We start from the raw sequence: 21,502 nt of genomic DNA, 5'->3' as shown, positions 1-21,502 counted from the left end.
TGCTCCACTCCACCACTCCGACCTCCGCACGATTGCAAAACTCCCCTGTCTTCGTCGCCAATATTTCGGAAGGTGGCAGCCTCCGATGGCAACCGCGCCCCTCACGCCTCCGCCCCGGAGTCGCGCAAGCCGACGACCAATGGCGGGTCGGTCAAGTTTTCCGGACGGGCGCCAAAATGCAGGAGATCTCTGCGGTCGTAGATGTCAGCGATACTCTCCGCCAGCGCGCGCACCGTAATTCCTTGCCCACTCGATATGTTAACTGCCCCGATACGCGTACTCTCAAGTTCGTCGACCAGCAGACGCGCCGCCTCACGCACATCCATGAAGTCGCGCACCTGCTCTCCCCTCGTCAATTCCACCGGCTTGCCGAGGGCCAACTGTCGGTGAAGATGAGACACCAGCCGTCGTTCATCCTCCCCGGGCCCGTAAAGATAGAAAAGTCGTGCCCAAAGAAACGAAACTCCCTGTCTTGGCAGCCACTCGCGCAACGTCAAATAGGCTGCGGCCTTGGCAGCCGCGTATGGCGTCGTCGGGTCCAATGGCGTCATATGTGTGAGATAGCCAGGGGAAAGATCGTATTCGAAGCATGTTCCGACGCCGACAAATCGCCCTACTCCCGCACGTGCGACTCCCTGGGCTATGCGCAGGGTGCCTGCGAGGCAGTCGACATTCTTCCCGGACGTCAGGTATTTCCCCGGCTCCGCATACCAAGCCGCGTGCAGGACAATGTCAGTCTCGGCAGCCACTTCGGACCACCATTCAGAAGTTTCGGCAAAAAGATCCGGCGTCTCCACCACTTCATCACTAATTCCGAGCCCAACCAGGCGCCCCACGGTCCCGGTCCGCACCACACAGCGAAGATCGTTCCCCCGTGCTTTCAGGACCTGAGCCGCCGCCCTGCCAACAAAACCTGTCGCACCCGTCAGCAGAATCCGAGCCATCAGAAAATTCCGCCCCCCTCATCGGACTGCACAATCCACGCCCTGCTGAACGCCACATTTTCCGGTCGTCCCGATCCTGTAACAGGAGACCCAAGCCCGACCTCCAGTATTTGCGTCTTCACAAAAGCAGCCCAGCTGGATATTCGAAGCTCACAATGTCATCGTCTGATTGAACAAATTCTGAAACATGACACATCCCTCCGAGTTCAACCACTTCGAATTATTGACGACATCTGCAATATCATCTCGATTCAGGCCTACTTCCGGATCCAATAGATTCGCGTACACAAGACCATCATATCGTTCCATATTAAGCCGCACGATTTCTTTGGATAACAACGGAAGAAGGTCCGGTGCGATGACATCACGGATATAAGACAAGCTCAGGTGTAGCGGAATTGCCTTTGCCCATGGCATGAATGCCTGGAAGGGCATCGTCTTGATGTCCCGTAGCTCGCGGGCGATGAGATCGAGGACGTTCGTCGTATCGCGCAATAGTACTGAGGTTTCCGATGATCTGAATTTGTATTCAGCCATGAGTGCGGCAACGAAAGTCCAATCACAGGCAGGAAAAAGACAGGCCATGAATGGCATATGTTTACTAAGTACAGTCCTATATTTATCTTTATTGAATATTCCGTAAAAAATGCTGTTGTCCGACGGCAACGGCGCCGAGAGATAACGAACAAGCCGCTCTTCCTTCGTATCGTGGCAGAACTCGAAATGCGACGATATCGCAACCGTATGGATGTTCTCGATCAGTTCATTAACCGTCGTGCCTGTCGAACGTAGCGTCTTCGGACTGATGGAGATCACGTCGTCGGGCATGTCCTCGATTTCACGTCGGTCGAGACTCAACAGGAAGTCGTCGTCCGCGACCAATACGAAATTCCTTGTCGTGGTCATGTCGAGCGCCCGCTCGATTCTCCGGAAGAAACACTCCTCCAGTCGAAAATGCCTGACGAACCTGTTTTCGAGCGCGCGCCGGTAGCCAGGTTCGATTTCACTGGCGACGATGATGGAAAAGTCGTCGCCATACTCACCGGCCAGGAGATCGACGTGATATTCGATCCAGGCTGAAATATCCCGCTCCCCTCTCGTCGGCAGAATCAGTGTCAGCCCATCCTCGCAACTCATATCGCCCACTTCCCTTCGCTCTCCCCGCATGGCGTGGTCACCATCCTTCTGGAAGCCGCCAGATGTGCAGGGACGATCATGCCACGGCCGTCGCCGCACGGTACTCGACCCGCCATCGCGCAGATCCGCAACAGCACCGGCCCTCCGTCACCCCCACGGATCCTGTTCGAAAGGACAGTCATAGAAATGCGATCTCCGGCACCGCCACGGCGAATCGTCCTCCCCAGTCGCGAACATAGCTGTGACGCTCGACGATCTCATCCGCGATGTTCCACGGCAGGATGAGGACAATATCCGGTCGTCGCTCGCGCAGGGCCGCCGGCGGGACCACAGGCAGGTGGCTTCCCGGCAGGAATTTCCCCTGCTTCGATTCCGCAGCATCAACGACATAGGGGAGAAGATTCGGTCGTATGCCGGCGAAATTCAGCAGCGTGTTGCCCTTCGCCGCCGCCCCGTATGCAGCGATACGGGTCGACCGCCGCCGCTCGTCGACCAGAAAGCCCAGCAGATTGTTCCTGATACCGTCCGCAATCGCCTGAAATTCCGCATATGTTGTCCGCTCGAACAGGCCGAAGGCGCGTTCGGTCGCCATCATCCGGCCGACGCTTTCAGCCTCGGGGCGCGCGTCCTCGGCGTGACAGCCGTAGATCCGCAGACTTCCCCCGTGGGTCGGCAGTTCCTCGACATCCCAGATCCGCAGCCCGTGGCTGTGAAAGATCCGCGCGACGGTGGTGAGTGAGAGATAGGAGAAATGCTCGTGATAGGCGGTATCGAATTGTCGCCCGGCAATCATCCGCAGGAGATGAGGAAACTCCAGCGTGATGACCCCGTCCGGCTTGAGGGCTGCCTGCAGTCCGGCGGTGAAATCGTTGATGTCGGAGACATGGGCGTAGACGTTGTTGCCGATGATCAGGTCCGCCCGGCGCCCCTCGGCCGCGAGCCGTTCGCCGAGTCCGCGCCCAAAAAAGGCACGCAGGACCGGAATTCCAATGCGTTCCGCCGCTTCCGCCGTGTCCCTCGTCGGCTCGATCCCGAGGCAGGGAATGCCGGCTGCAACGAAATTGCGGAGCAGATAGCCGTCGTTCGATGCGACTTCGATGACAAGGCTGTCTCCGTCCAGGGCAAGACGCCTGGTGATCATCTGCGCATAATGTCGCGCATGGTCGAGCCAACTCGACGAGGTCGAGGAGAAATAGGCGTAATCGGCCGCGAAAAGGTCTTCCGGTGCGGCGAAATCCTCGGTCTGGACCAGCCAGCACCTGGTGCATACGAAGAGCCTGAGTGGCAACGTGATTTCCGGTCGCCGCAGCTGTTCGGGTGTCAGATAGGCATTCGAAGGCGGAGCGAAGCCGAGATCGAGAAATCCCTGATCGAGATCGGCGGCGCAGTGGCGGCACATCATTGTGGAAATCCCGTGAACAGGGCAGGCAGCATCGGCAGAGCGCGGTCGCGATCGGAAAGTCCGCCGACCATCATCGGCCAGTCTATGCCAAGTTGCGGATCGTCGCAGCGCACGCCTCCTTCGGCCGCATGCGCGTAATGCGCGGTGTGGATATACAATAACTCGCTGTCATTTTCGAGCGCCTGAAACCCATGCGCGACCCCCTCGGGGATCACCAGCATCCTGCCGTTGGCCGCAGACAGTTCCTCGGCGTGCCACCGCAGGAGTTGCGGCGACCCCGCGCGCAGATCGACCGCGACGTCCCAGACCCTTCCACGCAGGCAGCGGATCAGCTTCATTTCGGCATGCGGCGGAAACTGGAAATGCAACCCCCGGACAGTGCCTGAGCGCGCTGTCAGCGAGCGGTTGATCTGCGCGATCTCTCGCGTGCCCAGCAACGGTGCAAGATCGCGCGAACAGAAGCAGCGCTGGAACGCCCCCCGCGCATCGGTGACGACCGGGCTCTCGACAACCACCACGCCGGGCAACGCCGTCTGACGGATATCCATTACCGGCACCACACAGCATCGCCGCGCGCGGCATCCTGTTCGAATTCATCGACCTGGTTTTCGCTGCACGCTAACCCGTGGGTCGCGTGGTGCCGGTACCAGGCCACAGTACGTTCGATGGCCTCGCCAATCTCCCAGACCGGACGCCAGCCGAGTTCGGTGCGTGCCCGCGCGCTGTCGAGGTTGAGTTGCCCGGCCTCGTGCGGCCCCTGCATGTCTTCCGCGCGCCAGCGAAGATCGGGCCAAAGGGCGGCAAAGGCTTCGAGAAACGTGGCAACCTCCAGATTCGCCTCCGGCCCCGGCCCGAAATTCCATGCGGTCGCGAACATGTCGTCGCCTCGCAGCAGCCGGGCGCCCAGCAGCAGATACCCGCTGAGCGGCTCAAGCACATGCTGCCATGGCCGTGTCGCGCGCGGCGAGCGGATCTGCACCTCGGCGCCCGCCGCGATGGCGCGCACGATATCGGGCACCAGCCGGTCCTCCGACCAGTCCCCCCCGCCGATCACATTGCCCGCCCGTGCCGTGGCGATGAGCGCCGCCTCGCCGCCAGCGAAGAATGATCGCCGGTAACTCGCCGCCAGCAGTTCGGTTGCCGCCTTCGACGCACTGTAGGGATCATTGCCACCAAGCGGGTCGGTCTCCCGATAGCCCCAGCACCATTCGTTGTTCTGGTAACATTTGTCCGAGGTCGCGATGACGACTGCTCGCAATCCGCCGACATCACGGCAGGCCTCGAGCAGATTTGCCGTGCCCATGACATTGGTGTTCCATGTCCCGAGCGGATCGCGATAGGACCGCCGCACCAGGGACTGGGCCGCGAGATGAAAGACGACCTCGGGACGCACCTCCCGCACGGCCTCGCGCAGGGCTGCCGCGTTACGCAGGTCGAGGCGACGGGAGTCGATCCCGAGCCCAAGCAGATCCCAATGGCTTGGCGACGTGTCAGGATCGAGCGCGATCCCGCTGACATCGGCGCCGAGGCGCGCGAGCCACATGCTCAGCCAGCTGCCCTTGAACCCCGTGTGCCCCGTGACCAGAACCCGGCGACCGCGATAGGCATCATCGAAGAGGATCATGCCCAGACTTTCCAAGGCGGATCGTGCCGCATCCACAGGCTTTCGAGATGGTTCTTGTCGCGCAGCGTATCCATCGCCTGCCAGAACCCGGAATGCTGGTAGGCCATCAATTCTCCGTCTGTCGCGAGCCGCTCCAACGGCTCGCCTTCCCAGGGCGTCATATCGCTTTCGATATAGTCGAAAACCCCTGGCTCGAGAACGAAATACCCGCCATTGATCCAGGCGCCGTCGCCGGCTGGTTTCTCCTGGAAATTGCGCACCGTCCGGTCATCCAGATTGAGTGCGCCATAGCGGCCCGGCGGCTGGATCGCGGTCAGCGTGGCGAGCTTGCCATGCCCGGCATGGAAATCGAGCAGCGCCGCGAGATCGAGGTCGGTCACGCCATCGCCGTAGGTCAGGCAGAAGGTGTCGTTGCCAAGATATTCGCGAACCCGCCGCAACCGTCCGGCGGTGAGCGTGTCCGCCCCGGTATCGACCAGCGTGACCCGCCACGGCTCGGCGTGGCGGTGATGCACCTGCATCCGGTTATTTCGCATGTCGAAGGTGACGTCGGACATATGCAGGAAGTAATTCGCGAAATATTCCTTGATCACATATCCCTTGTACCCGAGGCAGATGATGAAATCATTGATGCCATGATGGGCGTATATCTTCATGATATGCCAGAGGATCGGCTTGCCGCCGATCTCGATCATCGGTTTCGGCTTGAGGTACGATTCCTCGCTGATCCGCGTGCCGAGCCCTCCGGCGAGAATGACCGCCTTCATGATCGTCACCCGCACCGCATGGCGGCGGGGACGGATCTGCCTCGCGCCGGCGGGATCGCATCGAGCAGAGCGCCGGCGAGCCTGTCGAAACCGACCTCCCGCCCCGCCTGCAGCGCCTGCGCGCGCATCCTCAGCCGTTCCGCCGCCGGCAGTTCGGCCGCCTCGATCATCGCCCGCAGCAGGTCCCCCGTATCGTCGGCGCGATAGACGAGCGCATCCACGCCGGGGCGGACCACATCGAGCAGCGCCGGCAGATCGGGAACGATCGCCGGCCGGCCGAATCCGAAAGCGAGGGCAAGCGCACCCGAGGTCAGAATCCGGCGGTAGGGCAGCACCATGAAATCCGCCGCCCGCACGACATATTGCACCACCGCATCGTCGACGAATCGCGGAATCAGCCGGATGCCCGGCCTTGGCTCAATATAGCGCTGCTCGAAATAGCCGCCCTGGCGCCCTGCCAGCACGAGGCGGGCCGCCGGTATCAGCGCGTTCAGCGCCGTGAAGCCGTCATGCAGCCCGCCGAGATCCTTGTAGCCCCGGTTGGCCCCGAGATTGGCGAACACGATATCCGAGTCCGCGAATCCGAAATAGCGGCGCGCGGCGGCATTGGTGATGTCGTCCGGATAGGCGGGGGCGAGATCCGGATGCCGCACCATGACGATCCGCTCCGCCGGCGCGCCAAGGCCGAGCGCCAGGTCCACCCCGGTCCGGCAATGCACATGAACGACATCCGCAAGCCGCGCGAGTCCCTGGCGCAAGCCGAGCGACAGCGCCGGAAAGCGATCCTCGTGCGGCGCCGCATTATGCACCGTCCAGACCAGCCGCCCGCCGCGGGCGCGGAATGCGGCCAGCCGTTCGAGAGCGTCCGAAATCGTGGCCGCCACCTCGCTTTCGCCACCGGCATCGGCGTAAAGCGCATCCTCCCAGTGCAGATGGAACACGGTCCGCCGCCGTGCCGCCGCCTCGAGCGCCATGCCGATCGTACCCGGCGCCACGTCGGCCCGCCCGGCGAGCGCCTCCGCAAGCAGGCTCTGGTATGGTGAACTGCCCCGATAGTCGGGAAAAAACAGCCAGAACGCGCCGTCTTCCCACGGGGCATCCAGCGCGGCGGAGGATAGCGCGACGGTTGTGGGCCTGTTTTCAACCATGCCGGAAGTCTACCGGCAATTTCCTAATATTCAGCTAACCACAGGTACCGCCACGACAAACAGGAACCTGTCCGCAAAGCCGTTCGCGTGTCAAACCACCCTGAGCGCTGGCGGCATGGACGAAGGCAACCGCTGGCGGGCCGGCATTTTATTTTGAATACGGAACGTTTATGGCGCGGCGGGGCGATGCGGCGTCAGGCGGGTTTTTTGCGGCGGGGCGGGTTGAAGCGGGTGGCGCCGGGGGCGCGGGGCCAGGCGGGGTTTGGCGGCGGCGCAAGATGGTGCGCCGGCGGTTCGGGGCGTGGGGGTAGCTCGGGGGACGGCGCTTCGGGCGGTGGCGCGAGGCGGGGCTGGCGCGGGCGGCGGAGCGGTGCGGGCGGGCGGATGCCGAGCGTGTGGCAGAGCGGGCGGAGGATGCGCCCGGCTTCGGGGGTGGCGGCGATGAGGGCGGCCATGTCCGGCGTGTCGAGCAGGGCGCGGAACGGGGCGGCGACGGAGGCGGTGCCGGGGATGAGGCGGGCGAGCCAGCCGAAGGCGCGCGGGAGCGGGTGCGGCGCGCCGGGGCGGCCGGCGGGCCGGGTGATGCGCGCCCGGGGCGGGGTGGCTCGCGCCCGGGGCGGGGTGGTGACGAGGCGGGCGAAGCGGGCGGCGAGGCGGCGGAGGCGCTGCCAGATGAGGATGATGAGCGGCCCGGCGATGCGGCGTTTCGCGCCCTCCCCCGCGATATGGGCGCAGAGCGCCTCGATGAAGGCGTCGAAGCGGGGGCGGAGCAAAAAACCGGGGGATGGGGCGGAGGGCGCGGTCACCGGGGGAAGAGACCATGGATGGCGCCGGGTGGGCAAGGAAATTGTCAGTTGAACTGACGTCACATGCGTCTTGCTGCCGCAGCCAGGAGCGTCCCGGTCCGATCCGGAAGGATCGGAAAGGGCGCTAGTGGCCTGCTTGTCCCTGAAACTCACCCACGAATTTCAGGGGCAGGCCACTAAACTATTGTTTTTTCCAGTGTCCACTTTGAATCTGAAATCCGATGGATTTCAGATTCGGGACACTAGCCGGCGAGGGCCTGGGCGCGGACGAGGCGGGCGAAGGCGCCATCGCCGGCGATGAGGTCTTCATGCGTGCCGGACTCGACCACCGCGCCATCCGCCATCACCACGATGCGGTCGGCGTCGCGCACGGTGGCGAGGCGGTGGGCGACGACGATGGTGGTGCGGCCGCGGCGCAGTCGGGCGAGCGCTTGCTGCACGGCGGCCTCGCTCTCGGCATCGAGCGCGCTGGTCGCCTCGTCGAGGAGCAGGATCCGCGGGTCGCGCAGCAGGGCGCGGGCCAGGGCCACGCGCTGGCGCTGGCCGCCCGACAGGCGCTGGCCGTTGACGCCGACGCGGGTTTCGAATCCTTCGGGAAGGTCCGCGATGAAGCCGGCCGCCGCCGCCTCGGCCGCGGCGCGGATTTCGTCGATCGAGGCGCCCCTGCGGCCCATCGCGATATTGGCGGCGATCGTGTCGTCGAACAGCAGGGCATCCTGGCCGACATAGGCGATCGCGCCGCGCAGGGAGTCGAGGGAGACGGCGGAAATGTCGGCTCCGTCGATCAGGATGGCGCCGCGATCGGCCTCGTAGAGCCGGGGCAACAGGGCAAGCGCCGTCGACTTGCCGGCGCCGGACGCGCCGACCAGGGCAAGGGTGCGGCCGGGTTCGGCGACGAAGGAGAGATCGCGCAGGCCGGGCCGGCCATCCGGATAGGCGAAGCCGACATGGCGGAACTCGACGCGGCCGGGACCGGGCGGCAGTTCGACCGCATCGGGCCGGTCGGCCACGACCGAGGGTTCGTCGATGACATGGAACACGCGTTCGAGCCCGGCCATGCCTTCCTGCACCGCGGCGTTCATCGTGCCGAGGGCGCGCAGCGGGCGGGAGGCGATCAGCAGGGCGGCGACGAAGCCGGTGAAATTGCCGATGCCCGAAGCGCCCGCCGCGTGCCGCCAGCCGGCGAACCCGATGACGAGGGCGATGGCGAGGCCGCCGAGGACTTCGAGCACCGGGTCGAGCGCGGCGCGGCCGCGGATCATGCGCATCAGGGCGCGGTAGAGATGCTCGAAGGCGCGCTCCGCCCGGCGGCGCTCGTCTTCCTCGAGGCCATAGGCGCGGACGGTGCGGGCCTGGGCGAAGCTCTCGTTGAGCAGGGCGGCGGTTTCGCCCATCCGCTCCTGCATGCCCCCCGAGGCGCGGCGGATGCGGCGGCCGATCTTCTGGATCGGCAGGCCGGCGAGCGGATACAGCAGGGCGGCGATGAGGCTGAGTTCCCAGTCGATCCACAGCATGGTGCCGACCAGGCCGATCAGCGTGAAGAAATCGGCGATGCCGTTCACGGCGCGGCTCATCGCCTCGCGGATCACGGTGGCGTCGGTGGTGAAGCGGGCGGCGAGCGCCGCGGGAGCCTCGCGGTCGATCCGCGCGAGTTCGGCGCCGGTCAGATGATCGAACATCGAGACCTGCAGGCGGCGGATGGTGCCGAGCACGACCTGCTGGGTGAGCAGGGTCTGGGCATACTGGGCGAGCGCCTTGACCAAGGTGACGGCGAGCACGATCAGCGGCACCTGGTAGAGGATGCGCGGGTCGCGCCGGGCGAACATGGTGAAGGCGCGGTCGATCAGCGCGGGGTAGAGCGCCGTGGTGCCCGACATGATCAGCGTGGCGACGATGATGAGCGCGACGCGACCGCGATAGGCGCTGACATGTTGCCGCCACAGCCGCCGCGCGAGCGCGATGCTGCTGCCGGTTTCCATCATGGGAGATCCATTTCCGCTTGCGATGCCCCGTTACTGGCGCGCCGCCGGGTTCGCGTCAATCGCCGGGCCGGCGGGCGGCGGCGCGTGATGGCCGCTGACATCGTCGCCGGCGGCGGGCGAGAGCCTGGCGCAGACCGGCACCGAGAGTCCGCCGATCGCGCTGACGATGAGGAAGGCCCAGCCGTAATCGGCGATCGAGGGCTCGGCGTGGCCGGCGAAGATCGTGGTGAATTCCAGCGCGCCAGCGGCGACCGAGATGCCGAGGGTGAGGGTGATCTGCTGGAAGGTGGCGTAGAAGCTGGTGGCGGCGCTCATGCGGCTGCGCGGCACGTCGGCATAGGCGATGGTGTTGAGGGCGGTGAACTGGAGGGAGCGGAACACGCCGCCGACCAGCAGCACGGCATCGAGCGCGAGTTCGGGCCAGCCGGGGCGGAAGGCGGCGCAGGCGGCGGTGAAGACCACGGCGAGGCCGCCGAACAGCATCATCGCCACGCGGAAGCCGAGGCGGCGGAGGATCGGCTCGGCGAGCGGCTTCATCGCCAGCGCGCCGACCGCCGCGGCGAAGGTGATGGTGCCGGATTTCGCCGCCGAATCGCCGAAGCCGAGCTGGAGCATCAGCGGCAGCAGGAAGGGCATCGCGCCGGCGAGGACGCGGAAGAAGCTGCCGGCGATGGTGGAATTGGCGAAGGTGTCGATCCGCATCAGCGTGAGATCGAGGATCGGGTGCGGGTGGCGGCGGGCATGGCGCCAGTAGGCGAGCGAGGCGACGGCGCCGGCGGCGAAGCAGCCGAGGCTCCAGCCGAGCGGGATGAGTCCGCGGCCGATCGTCTCGAAGCCGGACATCAGCAACGCCATGGCGAGGCCGCTCCAGACGAGGCCGGCAATGTCGAGCCGGCCGGCGTGCTCGGCGTCCTTCACCTCGCGGACGTGGAGGGTGACGGCGACGATGCCGATCAGGCCGATGGGAACGTTGATGTCGAAGGTCCAGCGCCAGGAAAGATAGGTGACGATGAAGCCGCCGAGCGGCGGGCCGATGATCGGGCCGAGCAGCGCCGGCATGGTGAGCCAGGAGGTGGCCGCGATCATGTCGCGCCGGCGGACCGATTTCAGCAGCAGCAGCCGGCCGACCGGCACCATCATCGCGCCGCCGAGCCCCTGGAAGATGCGCGCGGCGATGAGTTGGCCGAGACTCTGCGACAGGCCGCAGAGGATGGAGCCGATGGTGAAGACCAGGATCGCGGCGCGGAAGACCGTGCGGCTGCCGAAGCGGTCGGCGAACCAGCCGGAGGCGGGGATGAAGATCGCGAGCGACAGCAGGTAGGAGGTGAGCGCCAGGCTCATGTGCAGCGGGTCGGCGTGGAAGCTCTTCGCCATCGCCGGCAGGGCGGTGGCGACGATCGTGCCGTCGAGATTCTGCATGAACAGCGCGGTGGCGACGATCAGCGCGGTCAGGCGCATCTGGCTCGGGCTGAGCGTGGCGGCTTCGTCCTCGGGCTCGGTGTCCATCCTCCTCAGCCCTTCGGCGCCGCCTTTCCGGGCACCGCTTGCGGGGATGCGGGCCAGACCAGCGGCGGGACCGTGGTGAGCTTCGTGCCGTTGGCCGAAACGGCGCCATGGGCGAGGACGAAATCGACCGCGAGGCGCTGGCCGCCCTTCGGCCCGCGGGTGAAATAGGGCGCGGCGGCGGTGGTCAGGGCGCTGATGTCGCCGGTGAGGGAGGGATAATGCGTCGAGAGCGCGCCGAGGGCGGCGCCGAGTCCGTCGGCGACGAGATGCAGCCTTCCCTTCGGCTGGGTGCCGGCATCGAAGCCGAAGCTGCCCGTGCCGTGGGCATCGAGCGGGCCGACCGTGAGGCCGAAATCGTAGGTGCCGTGGCCGCCGCCCTGCGCCCAGCGATGCAGCGCCGGGCCGAGCTGCCGCCACAGCGCCGGGAGGTTGGCGGCCGCGCCGGGGGCCAGCCAGCGGGCGCCGGGCGGCAGGGTGAGCCGCGCCGGCAGCGCGGCGGCGGGGCCGAAGAGCGCGAGATCGACGCTGAGCGCGGTGAGCTTGCCGCCGAACGGCAGGTTGCCGAGGGTGACGAAGAGCGGCGAGAGCGCGAGGCCACGCAGCGATTCGTGCAGCGTGGCGGCCATGGAATCCGGCCCGGCATCCGGATTGCGGGTGCCGCTGGCATCGATCGCGGCGATGCTGACCAGGGTGAAATTGGTGTTCTCGCTGTCGACCCGCAGGTCGGTCGCGTGGAAGGCGCCGGCGCGCAGCGGATCCGGCGCGTGGTGCAGCAGGTCCGCGAGATCGAACCGGTCATCGGCGGCGATGCTGCCGAAGCGCAGGGTGAAGGAGGGGCCGCCTTCGAGGGCCATGCGCCAGACGGTGGCGAAACCGAGATCGAGCGTCAGCGGGGCGGCGGGATGCACCACGAGATCGACCGCGGGGATTTCCAGCGTCGGTGCCGGGCCGTCGGCGACGGGCGGCGTCAGGCGGAGATCGGCGACCCGCACATCGGCGACGAACGGCGAGGTGCCGCGCGTGACGGCGCCGTGGCTGACCGTCCAGCCGGCCGCGTGCAGGCGGGCCGCCGCCTGGTCGACGGCGAGGGCGAGCCGGCTTTCGGCATACCACCACAGGCCGAGCCAGCCCAGGGCGGCGAGCACGACGACGAGGGAGAGAAAACGGACAAGCCTCCGCATCTTGCGTCCTTTCATGTGCGCGGGACCAGTCTAGCGGGGGTGCCGGGCAAAGGCCAAACCGGCGGGCCGCACGGTTTACCGGCGGCGCGGCGGCGGTTAAACCGAAAGCGAAACAGGGAGCCGGATGACGATGACGGAACCGAGGATTGCGGTTCTTCTGCCCTGCCATAACGAGGCGGCGGCCATCGGCGCCGTGGTGCGCGCCTTCCGGACCGCCCTGCCCGGCGCGGACATCTATGTGTTCGACAACAATTCGACCGACGATACCGCCGCGATCGCGCGCGGGGCGGGCGCGATCGTCCGGCGGGAGGCGCTGCAGGGCAAGGGCCACGTGGTCCGGCGGATGTTTCGCGACATCCAGGCCGATCTCTACGTGATGGCGGATGGCGACGACACCTATGACGCCGCGCTGGCGCCGGCGATGATCGAGCTGGCCCGGCGGGGGCCTTACGATCTCGTGAACTGCGTGCGGCGGGAGACCGACGCGGCCGCCTATCGCGGCGGCCACAGGCTGGGCAACCGGCTGCTGACCGGGGCGGTGCGGGCGATTTTCGGCGACCGGGTGGAGGACATGCTGTCGGGCTACAAGGTGCTGTCGCGCCGGTTCGTGAAGTCGTTCCCGGTGCTCGCCACCGGATTCGACATCGAGACGGAACTCGCGGTGCATGCGCTCGAACTCGCCCTGCCCATCGCCCATGTCGAGGGCGATTACCGGCCGCGCCCGGCGGGCTCGGAGAGCAAGCTCAGGACCTGGCGCGATGGCTGGCGCATCCTGCGGCTGATCCTGCGCCTGCTGCGGCACGAGCGGCCGCTGGCGTTTTTCGGCGCGCTCGGCGGGGCCGCGTTTCTGGTCGCCGCCGTGCTGATCGCCCCGGTGATCGCGACCTATCTGCGCACCGGCCTCGTGCCGCGGCTGCCGACCGCCGTGCTGGCCACCGGCATCGTGCTCGCCGGGGCGCTGAGCCTGACCACCGGCATCATTCTCGACACGGTGACGCGCGGGCGGCGGGAGACGCGGTTGCTGGCCTATCTGCGGCATGCCGCGCCGGGGCCTTGACCCCGCCCCCCGATCCGGCGCTTTGTGCGCCGCGATACGTTCCACCGCGACGGGAGTTCCCATGCCCAGCTGCGTACCCTTCGACCAGCTCGAACCCGGCCAGACCGCCTCGCTCGGCAAGACCATCACCGAGGCCGACATCCTGCTGTTTTCCGCCGTGTCGATGGACACGAATCCGGTTCACCTGAACCAGGAGCTCGCCGACGAGACGCTGTTCAAGGGACGGGTCGCGCACGGGATGCTGTGCGGCAGCCTGATTTCGGCGGTGCTCGGCACCGTGCTGCCGGGATTGGGGACGATCTATCTCACGCAGTCGATGCGGTTCCGCGCGCCGGTGCGCATCGGCGACACGGTGACGGCGGAGGTCGAGGTTGCCTCGCTCGATCACGAGAAGAAGCGGGCGACCATGCGCACGCGCTGCTTCGTGCGCGGCAAGGTGGTGATCGAGGGCGAGGCGGTCGTGATTCCGCCGACCGAGGCCGTCGTCGCCGTGGCGCAGAACGAGAAGCGCGCCGCCGAATGATCCGCGTCTTCCACGACTGGAGCGGGATTCCTCCGGAGGCGCGCGGCGCCTCGGTGGCGCTCGGGAATTTCGACGGCATGCATCGCGGGCATGTCGAGGTGCTGCGGGCGGCGCATGCGGCGCGGCCGGACGCACCGCGCGCGGCGCTGACCTTCGCGCCGCATCCGCGCGAGTTCTTCCGCCCGGACGATCCGCCATTCCGGCTGATGCTGGAGGCCGAGCGGGCGGCGGCGCTGGAGGCCGAGGGGATCGAGATCCTCTATGAACTCACGTTCGACCGCGCCTTCTCGCTGCTGAGCGCCGAGGCATTCATCGAGGAGGTGCTGGATCGCGGGATCGGGGCGGCGCACCTCGCCTGCGGGGCGGATTTCGCCTTCGGCCACCGGCGGGGCGGCGATGTCGCCATGCTGCGGGCGGCGGCGGAGGCGCGCGGGATCGGGCTGTCGATCGTGCCGCATCTCGACGATGCCGAAGGGCCGATCTCCTCCAGCCGGATCCGCCGGCTGCTGCAGGACGGGTACCCCGAACGCGCCGCGGCGCTGCTCGGCCGGCCGCACGCGATTCGCGGCGTGGTCGCGCATGGCGACGCGCGGGGACGGACGATCGGCTTTCCCACCGCCAATGTCGCGCTCGGGCGGCACCTCGAACCGGCGCGCGGCGTGTATGCGGTGACGGTGCGGCTGGCCGATGGGCGCATGGTCAAGGGCGTGGCCAATATCGGCCGGCGGCCGACCGTGGCGGAGGGGGCGATCTCGCGGCTGGAGGCGCATCTGTTCGACTTCAGCGGCGACCTCTATGGCCAGGAGATCACCGTGTCGCTCCACCGGTTCATTCGCGACGAGCGGCGCTTCGCCAGTTTCGACGAGTTGCGCGCGCAGATCGCGGCGGACGCGGACGAGGCGCGGCGCCTGCTGGCCACGGTCTGAAACAATCGTTCAAAATCAATTGATTAGATAAATATCCTGAGCTGACTTGTCAGGCGTGGCGGAGCGCGCCCTCCCCCACCGTCCAGATCGCGGCATCGCCGAGGGCGGCGAGCTGGTCGCGTTCGGTCGCGGTGCAGAAGACCTGCGCGCCGCCGCGATGCAGGGCCTCGCCGAGCGCCGAGCGGTGGGCGGCGTCGAGATGCACGAAGGGTTCGTCGAGCAGCAGGACCGGGGCGGCGCCGCGGGAAATGGCAACCAGGGCGGCGTGGGCCAGCACGATCGCGACCAGCATCGCCCGCTGCTGGCCGGTGGAGGCCAGCGCGGCGGCGAGGCCGCTGGAAGCGTGTTCGAGGCCGAGATCGGCGCGCTGCGGCGAGAGGGCGGCGACCGGCTCGGCGCGGGTCGCGGCGTAGCGGCCGCGAAGCCACTCCTCCACCGCCAGGGCGGGGCGGTGCGCGAGTTCGGCGCCGATCGGACAGTCGAGCGACAGCCGCGCGGCGGGGAACGGATCGGCGGCGCCGGCGGCGAGCAGCGCGTTCAGCCGCTCGATCACGTGCAGCCGCGCGGCGGTGAGCGCCGCGGCGTGGCGGGCCATCGAATCCTCGATCGTGGCGAGCCAGAGCGGATCGTAGCCGCCGGCCTCGATCAGCCGGTTGCGGTTCGCCGAGGCGGCCTCGAAGGCGGCGACCTCGCTGGCGTGGCCGGGTTCGAGGGCGAGGACCAGGCGGTCGAGGAAGCGGCGGCGGGCGGATGCGCCCTCGGTGAACAGGCGGTCCATCTGCGGGGTCAGCCAAAGGCAGGAAAACCGGGCGGCGACGCGGGCGGCGGCGGCCGGTTCGCCATCGAGCAGCAGGCGGCGGCGCTCGCCCTGCCCCGCCTCGATCCCGGTGCCGATCGCGAACCGGCCTTCCGGCCCGTCGATCCGGGCGGCGACGGCCCAGCCGCCGGAGGCGCCGGGCGCGCGGCGGGCGAGTTCGGCGAGGCGGGCGCCGCGCAGGCCGCGGCCGGGGGCGAGCAGCGAGACGGCCTCGAGCAGGTTGGTCTTGCCGGCGCCGTTCGGCCCCGCGAGGGCGACGACCATGCCGCCGGGCTGCCAGTCGAGCCGGGCGTAGGAGCGGAAATCCGTGAGGCGCAGGGACTCGATCCGCAGCGGCGCGGCGGGATTCACGGGGCTGCCGGGGATCGTCATCGCGCCCTGATAGTCGAGGCCGGCCGTTCCGGCCAGATGGCGCTCACGCGCCGGGCGGCGGGCGGCTGACGCGGTAGGGCACCACGCCGCGCTCGGCGGTGCCGACATCGATCGTGCCGTCGATCGGCGGCATGGCGCGGTGGCGGCAGGCGACGCGCGGGCAGGAGCGGCAACCGGGGCCGATCGGGTCGATCGCGCCGGGGCGGTCGAGATCGAGCCCGGCGGCGTAGACGATGCGCGGCGCGTACTGGATCTCGCAGCCGAGGCCCACCGCGACGGCGCGCGGGCGCGACAGGTAGGACGTGCCGCCGCCGCCGACCGTGCGGGCGATGCTGATATAGGTGGTTTCGCCCGGCGGCTGGGCGAGCTGGACGGAGATTTTCCCCGGCTGCGAGAAGGCCTGGTAGACGTTCCAGAGCGGGCACGGGCCGCCGAAACGGTCGAACCGGAAGCGGGTGGCGCTGCTGCGCTTGAGCACGTTGCCGGCGGTGTCGGTCTTGAGGAAGAAGAACGGAATGCCCTGGGCGCCGGGGCGCTGCAGCGTGCTGAGCCGGTGGCAGACCTGCTCGAAGCTCGCCTGGAAGCGGATCTGCAGGCGCTGGATGTCGTATCGTTCGGCCTCCGCCTCGGCGAGGAAGGCGGCGTAGGGCATGATCAGCGCGCCGGCGAAGTAGTTCGCGAGGGCGACGCGGGCGATGCCGCGCGCGGCGTCCGACGAGACTTTCGCCCGCTCGATCAGCCGCGAGATCAGCCGGCCGTGGCTGAGCAGGCCGATCACGTGGGCGAGCGAGAAGCGGCGGGTTTCGAGGCGCATTTCCTCGGCGATGAGGAGGCGGCGGTTGCGGCGGTCGATCTGCCAGAGGATGCCGTCGGGGAGGAGATTGGCCGAGGGAACGACCTCGATCCGGTGCCCGGCGGCGAGATGGCGTTCGAGGGCGGCGGAATCGGGGCCCAGCGTCGCGTGGATATGCGCGGCGAGGCGCTCGGCCGCGAGGTCGATCTCGTGGAAGTAGTTCCGCTCGGACTGCACCCAGTCGCGCACCTCGTCATAGGGCGGCAGCGGGCCCGGTTCGTCGCGGCCGAGGGCGGGATCGCGCGCGAGGCGGGCCTGCTGGGCGCGATAGGCGGCGTAGAGCGCGATGAAGCGGCGGGCGAGTTCGGGCGTGTCGCGCACGGCGGCGCGGGCCTCGGTGAAGGTGAGGCGACCGGGGCCGAGGGCGGGGTCGAGCGCGGCTTCGAGCAGGTCGCCGGCGCGGCGGACCTCGTCATCGCCGGAGAGTTCGGCGAGGGGAATGCCGAGCAGGTCGCAGAGCGGCGCCGCGAGGCGCGGCGGCACGGGCCGGCGGTCGTTCTCGATCTGGTTCATGTAGCTCGGCGACAGGCCGAGGCGGCGGGCGATGTCGCGCTGCTGCAGGCCGCGCTGCTCGCGGATCTGCCTGATCCTGGCGCCGGCGAAGAGTTTGGGTTCGCGCAAAGGACGGTCCTCGGGCTCGGTCACGCCCCCTGCCCGCCCCGCGCGGCGGCCGCTCGGACGCAGCCTCCGGATCGCTAGCCGCCCCGGCGGGGGCCGTCAAACCGGGCGGCTGCGCTGGATCAATGACCGATCGCCCCGGCGGGTCTATCGCAGCCGGAGCGGAACGGCGGAGGAGCCGGATGAAGGCGCGTGGTGGCGTAACCCTGCTGTGTCTCGTGGTGCTGCTGGCCGGCTGCGCGCGGCCGCCGGTGCGGGCCGCCATTCGCCCGCCGGCGCCGGAACGCGCGGCGGATGCGGCGTTTCGCGCCGAGGTCGCGGCGGCAGCGGCGGAACTGGCCCGGGAGGTGCCGCGGGCGAGCGTGCCCGCGCCCGCGGCCGCGGCGCAATGGATCGCGGCGGCACGGCGCGGGCTGGCGGCGGCCGGGGTGGGTGTGACCCGGAGCCAGCTCATCGTCGTCGTCGATCGCAATCCGCGGGTCCAGCGTCTCTGCATCGTCGCGGCGCGGCCCGCCGGGGCGTGGGACGTGGTCGGGTGCGACGCCGTTTCAACCGGGCAGGCCGGGCGGCGGGGATACTTCATCACCCCGGTCGGCGTGTTTGCCCATACGACGGGCATTCTCGACTACCGGGCGCTCGGCACGTTCAACGAGAACCATATCCGCGGCCTGGGCCTGAAGGGGATGCGGGTGTGGGATTTCGGCTGGCGGGTCGCGGAAAAGGGCTGGCGGAGCGATGGCGAGACCGGCGAGATCCGGCTGCTGGTGCATGCAACCGACCCGGATTACCTGGAACCGCGCCTCGGCCAGACGGCCTCGCAGGGATGCGTGCGGATATCGGCGGCGATGAACCGGTTCCTCGATCGCCACGGCGTGCTCGACGCCGAACAGGAGGCGGCTTCCCGGGACGATGCGCGGATCGCGGCGACGCTGCCGGCCGACCGCGCCCCCTCGCCGCTCGCGGGCGAATTGCTGGTGGTGATCGATTCGACGGAGGGAGCCTGACATGCCGTGGAACGCGGAGGAGGCCGAACGCCATACGCACCGGGCGAACACGCCCGAATTGCGGGAACTCTGGGCGAAGATCGCCAATGAGTGCCTCGCGCGAACCGGGGATGAGGGGCGCGCGATCCGCGAGGCGAACGCCGTGATCGCCCGGCTTGCCCGGCAGGCGCCCCGGGGCTGAGGCGCGGGATCAGGCGGCGGTGATGCTGCTGCGGAACGCGAGGGGGTCGGCGATTCGCGGGAAAGGTTCCCAGGTCGAGCCGGTGCCGCGGACGATGACCGTGCCGTAATTGAAGAGCCGGCCGGCAATGGACTGCCGGACCTCGACGCTCTCGACCTTTTCGAGGCTCATTTCATGGGTGGTGCGGCCGAGGATGCCGCTCTTGTGGATGACCCGGCGGTCGGTCACCGCAAGTTCGGTGGACATGCGCCGGAGCCAGGCGACGAGGAGCAGCCAGCAACCGAGGAGGAAGGCGGCGGCGGCGGCGACGTGCAGGTAGGTCGACGGCCGGCCACCGGCGAGGCCGCCGGCGATGATGAGCGCGAAGGCCAGGACCATGGTGACGATGCCGCGGAGATAGACGAACCAATGAAGATGCGTCCAGCTCATCACGGTTTCGTCGGGCAGCAGGACCTGCTCGATATAGCTCACGGACGATCTCCCGGTGCGGTGGGCCTGGCTGGCGCGCCCGCCGTGACGCCGGCCCGGGCCTCACGATATAGGTCATGTTGATCCGAGATCAGATCAACATGTCGTTCACGACGTCCACCCCCGAATCCACGTATCGCTCGGTTTCGACTTCGCGAGGGGTGCGAACGGCGACGTAGCAGACGCGGCCGGTGGCGGCAATCCGCGGGCGGGGACGCCGCACCCGTTCGGGCCGCCGCAATTGCGCATCGACGCCAGACGCCGCAGCGGGTAAAACCCCCTCATGACTCCGGAGCCCGAAGCCCCCGACGCGCCGCTGGCCTTCGCCCGATCCTTCGAGGCCGCGCTGATCGGCAAGTCGCTCGACGGCATCATCACGTCGTGGAGCGAAGGCGCCGAGAATCTGTTCGGCTATCGCGCGGACGAAATCATCGGGCGCTCGATCCATGTGCTGGCGCCGCCCGGGCGCGAGGCGGAAATGGACGAGCTGCTGGCCCGGACGGCAAGGGGCGAGACCTTCGACCAGTTCGAGACCATCCGCCGGCGCAAGGACGGCACGCTCGTCCGCGTGCTGCTCACGCTCAACCCGGTGCACGATACGGAAGGCTGCATCGTCGGCATTTCCAAGATCGCGCGGGATATCACCGAGCATCGCAGCACCGAGGCCAGGCTCCGCTCGATCCTCGACACCGCGCCGGATGCCATCGTCGTGATCGATCCGCGCGGCACCGTGAGGTCGTTCAGCCAGGCGGCGGAGCGGATGTTCGGCTACGCCGCCGAGGAGGTCGTCGGCCGCAACGTGTCGATGCTGATGGCCGAGCCCCATGCCGCCGCGCATGACGGCTATCTCGCCCGTTACCTCGAAACCGGCGAACGGCGCATCATCGGCATCGGCCGCGAGGTGGAGGCCCGCCGGGCCGATGGCTCGACCTTCCCGATCGAACTCGCCGTCGGCGAGGTCGACCTGCCGGAGACGAGGCTGTTCACCGGCTTCATCCGCGACGCCAGCAAGCGCAAGCGGCTCGAGAACGACCTTGCCCAGGCGCAGAAGATGGAGGCGGTGGGCCAGCTTACCGGCGGCCTCGCCCATGATTTCAACAACCTGCTGGCGGTGATTTCCGGCAATCTCGAAATGCTGGAGAGCCATGTCGCCGGCGGCGAGGCGGCGGAACTGCTCGCCGAGGCCCGGCTCGCCACCGAACGCGGCGCCGAACTGGCGGCAAGGCTGCTCGCCTTCGGCCGGCGGCAGACCCTTCGTCCGCTCGCGATCGACGTGAACGAGCTCGTCGGGAAGATGGCGCCGCTGTTCCGCCGCACGCTCGGCTCGCCGGTCATGATCGAGACCCGGCTCGCCGCCGGGCTGCCACGCACCATGGCGGATCCCGGACAGATCGAGACGGCGCTGCTCAACCTCGCCCTCAACGCGCGGGATGCCATGCCCAAGGGCGGCCGTCTCGTGATCGAGACCGGCCTGCTCCATGTCGACGCCGACTATGCGGCACAACAGGCCGAGACCCTGCCGGGCGATTATGTGGTCCTGGCGGTGACGGATAGCGGGATCGGCATGAGCGCCGAAACGCGGGGCCGCGCCTTCGAGCCGTTCTTCACCACCAAGGCGGTCGGCGAGGGATCGGGGCTGGGCCTGTCCATGGTCTACGGCTTCGTCAAGCAGAGCGGCGGCCATGTGCAGATCTATTCCGAACCGGGCCTCGGCACCACGGTTCGCCTGTTCCTGCCGGCGATCCGGGCCGAAATGCCCGCCGCCGACGACGAGGCGGCCCCCTCCCCGCCGCCGGGCCGGGCGATCGTTCTCGTGGTCGAGGACGATCCCGCGGTGCGGCGCGTTGCGGAGCGCCGGCTTGCCCGCCTCGGCTATTCCACGATCGACGCGGCGACGGGTGCTGCCGGCATTGCGGCGCTGGAAGCCCATCCGGAGATCGCGGTGCTGTTTACCGATATCGTCCTGGCCGGCGGCATGTCGGGCCTCGATCTCGCCATCGCCGCGCGCGCGGCGCGACCCGAGCTTCCGGTGCTGTTCACCTCCGGCTATGGCGATCCCATCGTGCTGAAGGGCCGCGCCCTGCCCGCCGGGGCGATCTGGCTGCAGAAACCCTATGCCGAGGCCGCCCTCGCGAACGCGCTGGCCGCCCTGCTCAGGCCGGTTCGCGACGAGGGCGTCTGACGCG

General features: G+C 68.3%; 20 protein-coding genes. 6 read left to right on the top strand and 14 right to left on the bottom strand.

From position 1 onward, the window contains the following. Nucleotides 1–101: 101 nt before the first annotated feature. From ACRY_RS05425 to ACRY_RS05375, 11 genes are all read right to left on the bottom strand, one after another. The gene (locus ACRY_RS05425) at nucleotides 102–944 is read right to left on the bottom strand and encodes an NAD-dependent epimerase/dehydratase family protein (RefSeq protein ID WP_011941633.1); all 843 of its coding nucleotides are present in this window, start codon (nucleotides 942–944) and stop codon (nucleotides 102–104) included. A 150-nt stretch (nucleotides 945–1,094) separates the two neighbouring features. Next, complete coding sequence (locus tag ACRY_RS05420; protein WP_231295406.1) at nucleotides 1,095–2,081, bottom strand: hypothetical protein; 987 nt, start codon at nucleotides 2,079–2,081, stop codon at nucleotides 1,095–1,097. A 178-nt stretch (nucleotides 2,082–2,259) separates the two neighbouring features. Continuing rightward, complete coding sequence (locus ACRY_RS05415; RefSeq protein ID WP_011941631.1) at nucleotides 2,260–3,483, bottom strand: class I SAM-dependent methyltransferase; 1,224 nt, start codon at nucleotides 3,481–3,483, stop codon at nucleotides 2,260–2,262. Then, on the bottom strand, nucleotides 3,480–4,031 hold the full coding sequence (locus ACRY_RS05410; RefSeq protein ID WP_011941630.1) for a dTDP-4-dehydrorhamnose 3,5-epimerase family protein: 552 nt from the start codon (nucleotides 4,029–4,031) through the stop codon (nucleotides 3,480–3,482). The genes ACRY_RS05415 and ACRY_RS05410 overlap by 4 nt, the downstream gene beginning before the upstream one ends. Then, a complete protein-coding gene (rfbG, locus tag ACRY_RS05405) occupies nucleotides 4,031–5,107 on the bottom strand; it encodes a CDP-glucose 4,6-dehydratase (protein ID WP_011941629.1) in 1,077 nt (358 codons plus the stop codon). The genes ACRY_RS05410 and rfbG overlap by 1 nt, the downstream gene beginning before the upstream one ends. Continuing rightward, nucleotides 5,104–5,874, bottom strand: coding sequence for a glucose-1-phosphate cytidylyltransferase (gene rfbF, locus ACRY_RS05400; RefSeq protein WP_011941628.1), 771 nt, complete (start codon nucleotides 5,872–5,874; stop codon nucleotides 5,104–5,106). The genes rfbG and rfbF overlap by 4 nt, the downstream gene beginning before the upstream one ends. Before the next feature lie 5 nt (nucleotides 5,875–5,879). Then, nucleotides 5,880–7,022 carry a glycosyltransferase gene (locus ACRY_RS05395; RefSeq protein WP_011941627.1) on the bottom strand — a complete coding sequence of 381 codons (1,143 nt, stop codon included), beginning with the start codon at nucleotides 7,020–7,022 and terminating at the stop codon, nucleotides 5,880–5,882. Between the two features lie 194 nt (nucleotides 7,023–7,216). After that, nucleotides 7,217–7,828, bottom strand: coding sequence for a hypothetical protein (locus ACRY_RS05390; protein ID WP_011941626.1), 612 nt, complete (start codon nucleotides 7,826–7,828; stop codon nucleotides 7,217–7,219). 242 nt (nucleotides 7,829–8,070) lie between these two features. Further along, a complete protein-coding gene (locus tag ACRY_RS05385; RefSeq protein WP_007424207.1) occupies nucleotides 8,071–9,810 on the bottom strand; it encodes an ABC transporter ATP-binding protein in 1,740 nt (579 codons plus the stop codon). Between the two features lie 30 nt (nucleotides 9,811–9,840). Then, nucleotides 9,841–11,316: an MFS transporter gene (locus ACRY_RS05380; RefSeq protein ID WP_007424209.1), complete on the bottom strand. Its 1,476-nt coding sequence runs from the start codon at nucleotides 11,314–11,316 to the stop codon at nucleotides 9,841–9,843. A gap of 5 nt (nucleotides 11,317–11,321) precedes the next feature. Then, nucleotides 11,322–12,497: a DUF2125 domain-containing protein gene (locus ACRY_RS05375; protein ID WP_011941625.1), complete on the bottom strand. Its 1,176-nt coding sequence runs from the start codon at nucleotides 12,495–12,497 to the stop codon at nucleotides 11,322–11,324. A gap of 124 nt (nucleotides 12,498–12,621) precedes the next feature. Here ACRY_RS05375 and ACRY_RS05370 point away from each other — a divergent pair, with 124 nt between their 5' ends. From ACRY_RS05370 to ACRY_RS05360, 3 genes are all read left to right on the top strand, one after another. After that, the gene (locus tag ACRY_RS05370; protein ID WP_007421493.1) at nucleotides 12,622–13,554 is read left to right on the top strand and encodes a glycosyltransferase family 2 protein; all 933 of its coding nucleotides are present in this window, start codon (nucleotides 12,622–12,624) and stop codon (nucleotides 13,552–13,554) included. Nucleotides 13,555–13,615: 61 nt separating this feature from the next. Continuing rightward, the gene (locus ACRY_RS05365) at nucleotides 13,616–14,077 is read left to right on the top strand and encodes a MaoC family dehydratase (protein WP_007421492.1); all 462 of its coding nucleotides are present in this window, start codon (nucleotides 13,616–13,618) and stop codon (nucleotides 14,075–14,077) included. Next, nucleotides 14,074–15,003 carry a bifunctional riboflavin kinase/FAD synthetase gene (locus ACRY_RS05360; RefSeq protein WP_011941623.1) on the top strand — a complete coding sequence of 310 codons (930 nt, stop codon included), beginning with the start codon at nucleotides 14,074–14,076 and terminating at the stop codon, nucleotides 15,001–15,003. The genes ACRY_RS05365 and ACRY_RS05360 overlap by 4 nt, the downstream gene beginning before the upstream one ends. A 49-nt stretch (nucleotides 15,004–15,052) precedes the next feature. On the opposite strand, the gene recF is transcribed toward ACRY_RS05360, so the two are convergent. Both recF and ACRY_RS05350 read right to left on the bottom strand, forming a co-directional pair. Further along, nucleotides 15,053–16,192: a DNA replication/repair protein RecF gene (gene recF, locus ACRY_RS05355; RefSeq protein ID WP_011941622.1), complete on the bottom strand. Its 1,140-nt coding sequence runs from the start codon at nucleotides 16,190–16,192 to the stop codon at nucleotides 15,053–15,055. Between the two features lie 43 nt (nucleotides 16,193–16,235). Continuing rightward, nucleotides 16,236–17,690, bottom strand: coding sequence for a helix-turn-helix domain-containing protein (locus ACRY_RS05350; RefSeq protein WP_011941621.1), 1,455 nt, complete (start codon nucleotides 17,688–17,690; stop codon nucleotides 16,236–16,238). 155 nt (nucleotides 17,691–17,845) lie between these two features. On the opposite strand from ACRY_RS05350, the gene ACRY_RS05345 reads away from it, so the two are divergent. Next, a complete protein-coding gene (locus tag ACRY_RS05345) occupies nucleotides 17,846–18,667 on the top strand; it encodes a hypothetical protein (RefSeq protein ID WP_011941620.1) in 822 nt (273 codons plus the stop codon). A gap of 1 nt (nucleotide 18,668) precedes the next feature. Continuing rightward, complete coding sequence (locus ACRY_RS05340; protein ID WP_043509070.1) at nucleotides 18,669–18,848, top strand: hypothetical protein; 180 nt, start codon at nucleotides 18,669–18,671, stop codon at nucleotides 18,846–18,848. A gap of 9 nt (nucleotides 18,849–18,857) precedes the next feature. Here the strand turns inward: ACRY_RS05340 and ACRY_RS05335 are convergent, their stop codons facing one another. Then, on the bottom strand, nucleotides 18,858–19,319 hold the full coding sequence (locus ACRY_RS05335; protein WP_011941619.1) for a PH domain-containing protein: 462 nt from the start codon (nucleotides 19,317–19,319) through the stop codon (nucleotides 18,858–18,860). A gap of 280 nt (nucleotides 19,320–19,599) precedes the next feature. On the opposite strand from ACRY_RS05335, the gene ACRY_RS05330 reads away from it, so the two are divergent. Then, on the top strand, nucleotides 19,600–21,498 hold the full coding sequence (locus ACRY_RS05330) for a hybrid sensor histidine kinase/response regulator (RefSeq protein WP_011941618.1): 1,899 nt from the start codon (nucleotides 19,600–19,602) through the stop codon (nucleotides 21,496–21,498). Nucleotides 21,499–21,502: the final 4 nt, after the last annotated feature.

It is taken from the genome of Acidiphilium cryptum JF-5 (genome assembly GCF_000016725.1).
In the GTDB taxonomy this organism is placed as follows: Bacteria; Pseudomonadota; Alphaproteobacteria; order Acetobacterales; family Acetobacteraceae; genus Acidiphilium; species Acidiphilium multivorum.
The sequence above is the reverse complement of the archived record's forward strand: the minus strand, read 5'-3'. Positions and strand labels throughout refer to the sequence as shown.

Bases quoted from the DNA above. Each gene is read 5' to 3' on its own strand.
- ACRY_RS05425 (WP_011941633.1), bottom strand. From the start codon at position 944: ATGGCTCGGATTCTGCTGACGGGTGCGACAGGTTTTGTTGGCAGGGCG.
- ACRY_RS05420 (WP_231295406.1), bottom strand. From the start codon at position 2,081: ATGAGTTGCGAGGATGGGCTGACACTGATTCTGCCGACGAGAGGGGAG.
- ACRY_RS05415 (WP_011941631.1), bottom strand. From the start codon at position 3,483: ATGATGTGCCGCCACTGCGCCGCCGATCTCGATCAGGGATTTCTCGAT.
- ACRY_RS05410 (WP_011941630.1), bottom strand. From the start codon at position 4,031: ATGGATATCCGTCAGACGGCGTTGCCCGGCGTGGTGGTTGTCGAGAGC.
- rfbG (WP_011941629.1), bottom strand. From the start codon at position 5,107: ATGATCCTCTTCGATGATGCCTATCGCGGTCGCCGGGTTCTGGTCACG.
- rfbF (WP_011941628.1), bottom strand. From the start codon at position 5,874: ATGAAGGCGGTCATTCTCGCCGGAGGGCTCGGCACGCGGATCAGCGAG.
- ACRY_RS05395 (WP_011941627.1), bottom strand. From the start codon at position 7,022: ATGGTTGAAAACAGGCCCACAACCGTCGCGCTATCCTCCGCCGCGCTG.
- ACRY_RS05385 (WP_007424207.1), bottom strand. From the start codon at position 9,810: ATGATGGAAACCGGCAGCAGCATCGCGCTCGCGCGGCGGCTGTGGCGG.
- ACRY_RS05380 (WP_007424209.1), bottom strand. From the start codon at position 11,316: ATGGACACCGAGCCCGAGGACGAAGCCGCCACGCTCAGCCCGAGCCAG.
- ACRY_RS05375 (WP_011941625.1), bottom strand. From the start codon at position 12,497: ATGCGGAGGCTTGTCCGTTTTCTCTCCCTCGTCGTCGTGCTCGCCGCC.
- ACRY_RS05370 (WP_007421493.1), top strand. From the start codon at position 12,622: ATGACGATGACGGAACCGAGGATTGCGGTTCTTCTGCCCTGCCATAAC.
- ACRY_RS05365 (WP_007421492.1), top strand. From the start codon at position 13,616: ATGCCCAGCTGCGTACCCTTCGACCAGCTCGAACCCGGCCAGACCGCC.
- ACRY_RS05360 (WP_011941623.1), top strand. From the start codon at position 14,074: ATGATCCGCGTCTTCCACGACTGGAGCGGGATTCCTCCGGAGGCGCGC.
- recF (WP_011941622.1), bottom strand. From the start codon at position 16,192: ATGACGATCCCCGGCAGCCCCGTGAATCCCGCCGCGCCGCTGCGGATC.
- ACRY_RS05345 (WP_011941620.1), top strand. From the start codon at position 17,846: ATGAAGGCGCGTGGTGGCGTAACCCTGCTGTGTCTCGTGGTGCTGCTG.
- ACRY_RS05340 (WP_043509070.1), top strand. From the start codon at position 18,669: ATGCCGTGGAACGCGGAGGAGGCCGAACGCCATACGCACCGGGCGAAC.
- ACRY_RS05330 (WP_011941618.1), top strand. From the start codon at position 19,600: ATGACTCCGGAGCCCGAAGCCCCCGACGCGCCGCTGGCCTTCGCCCGA.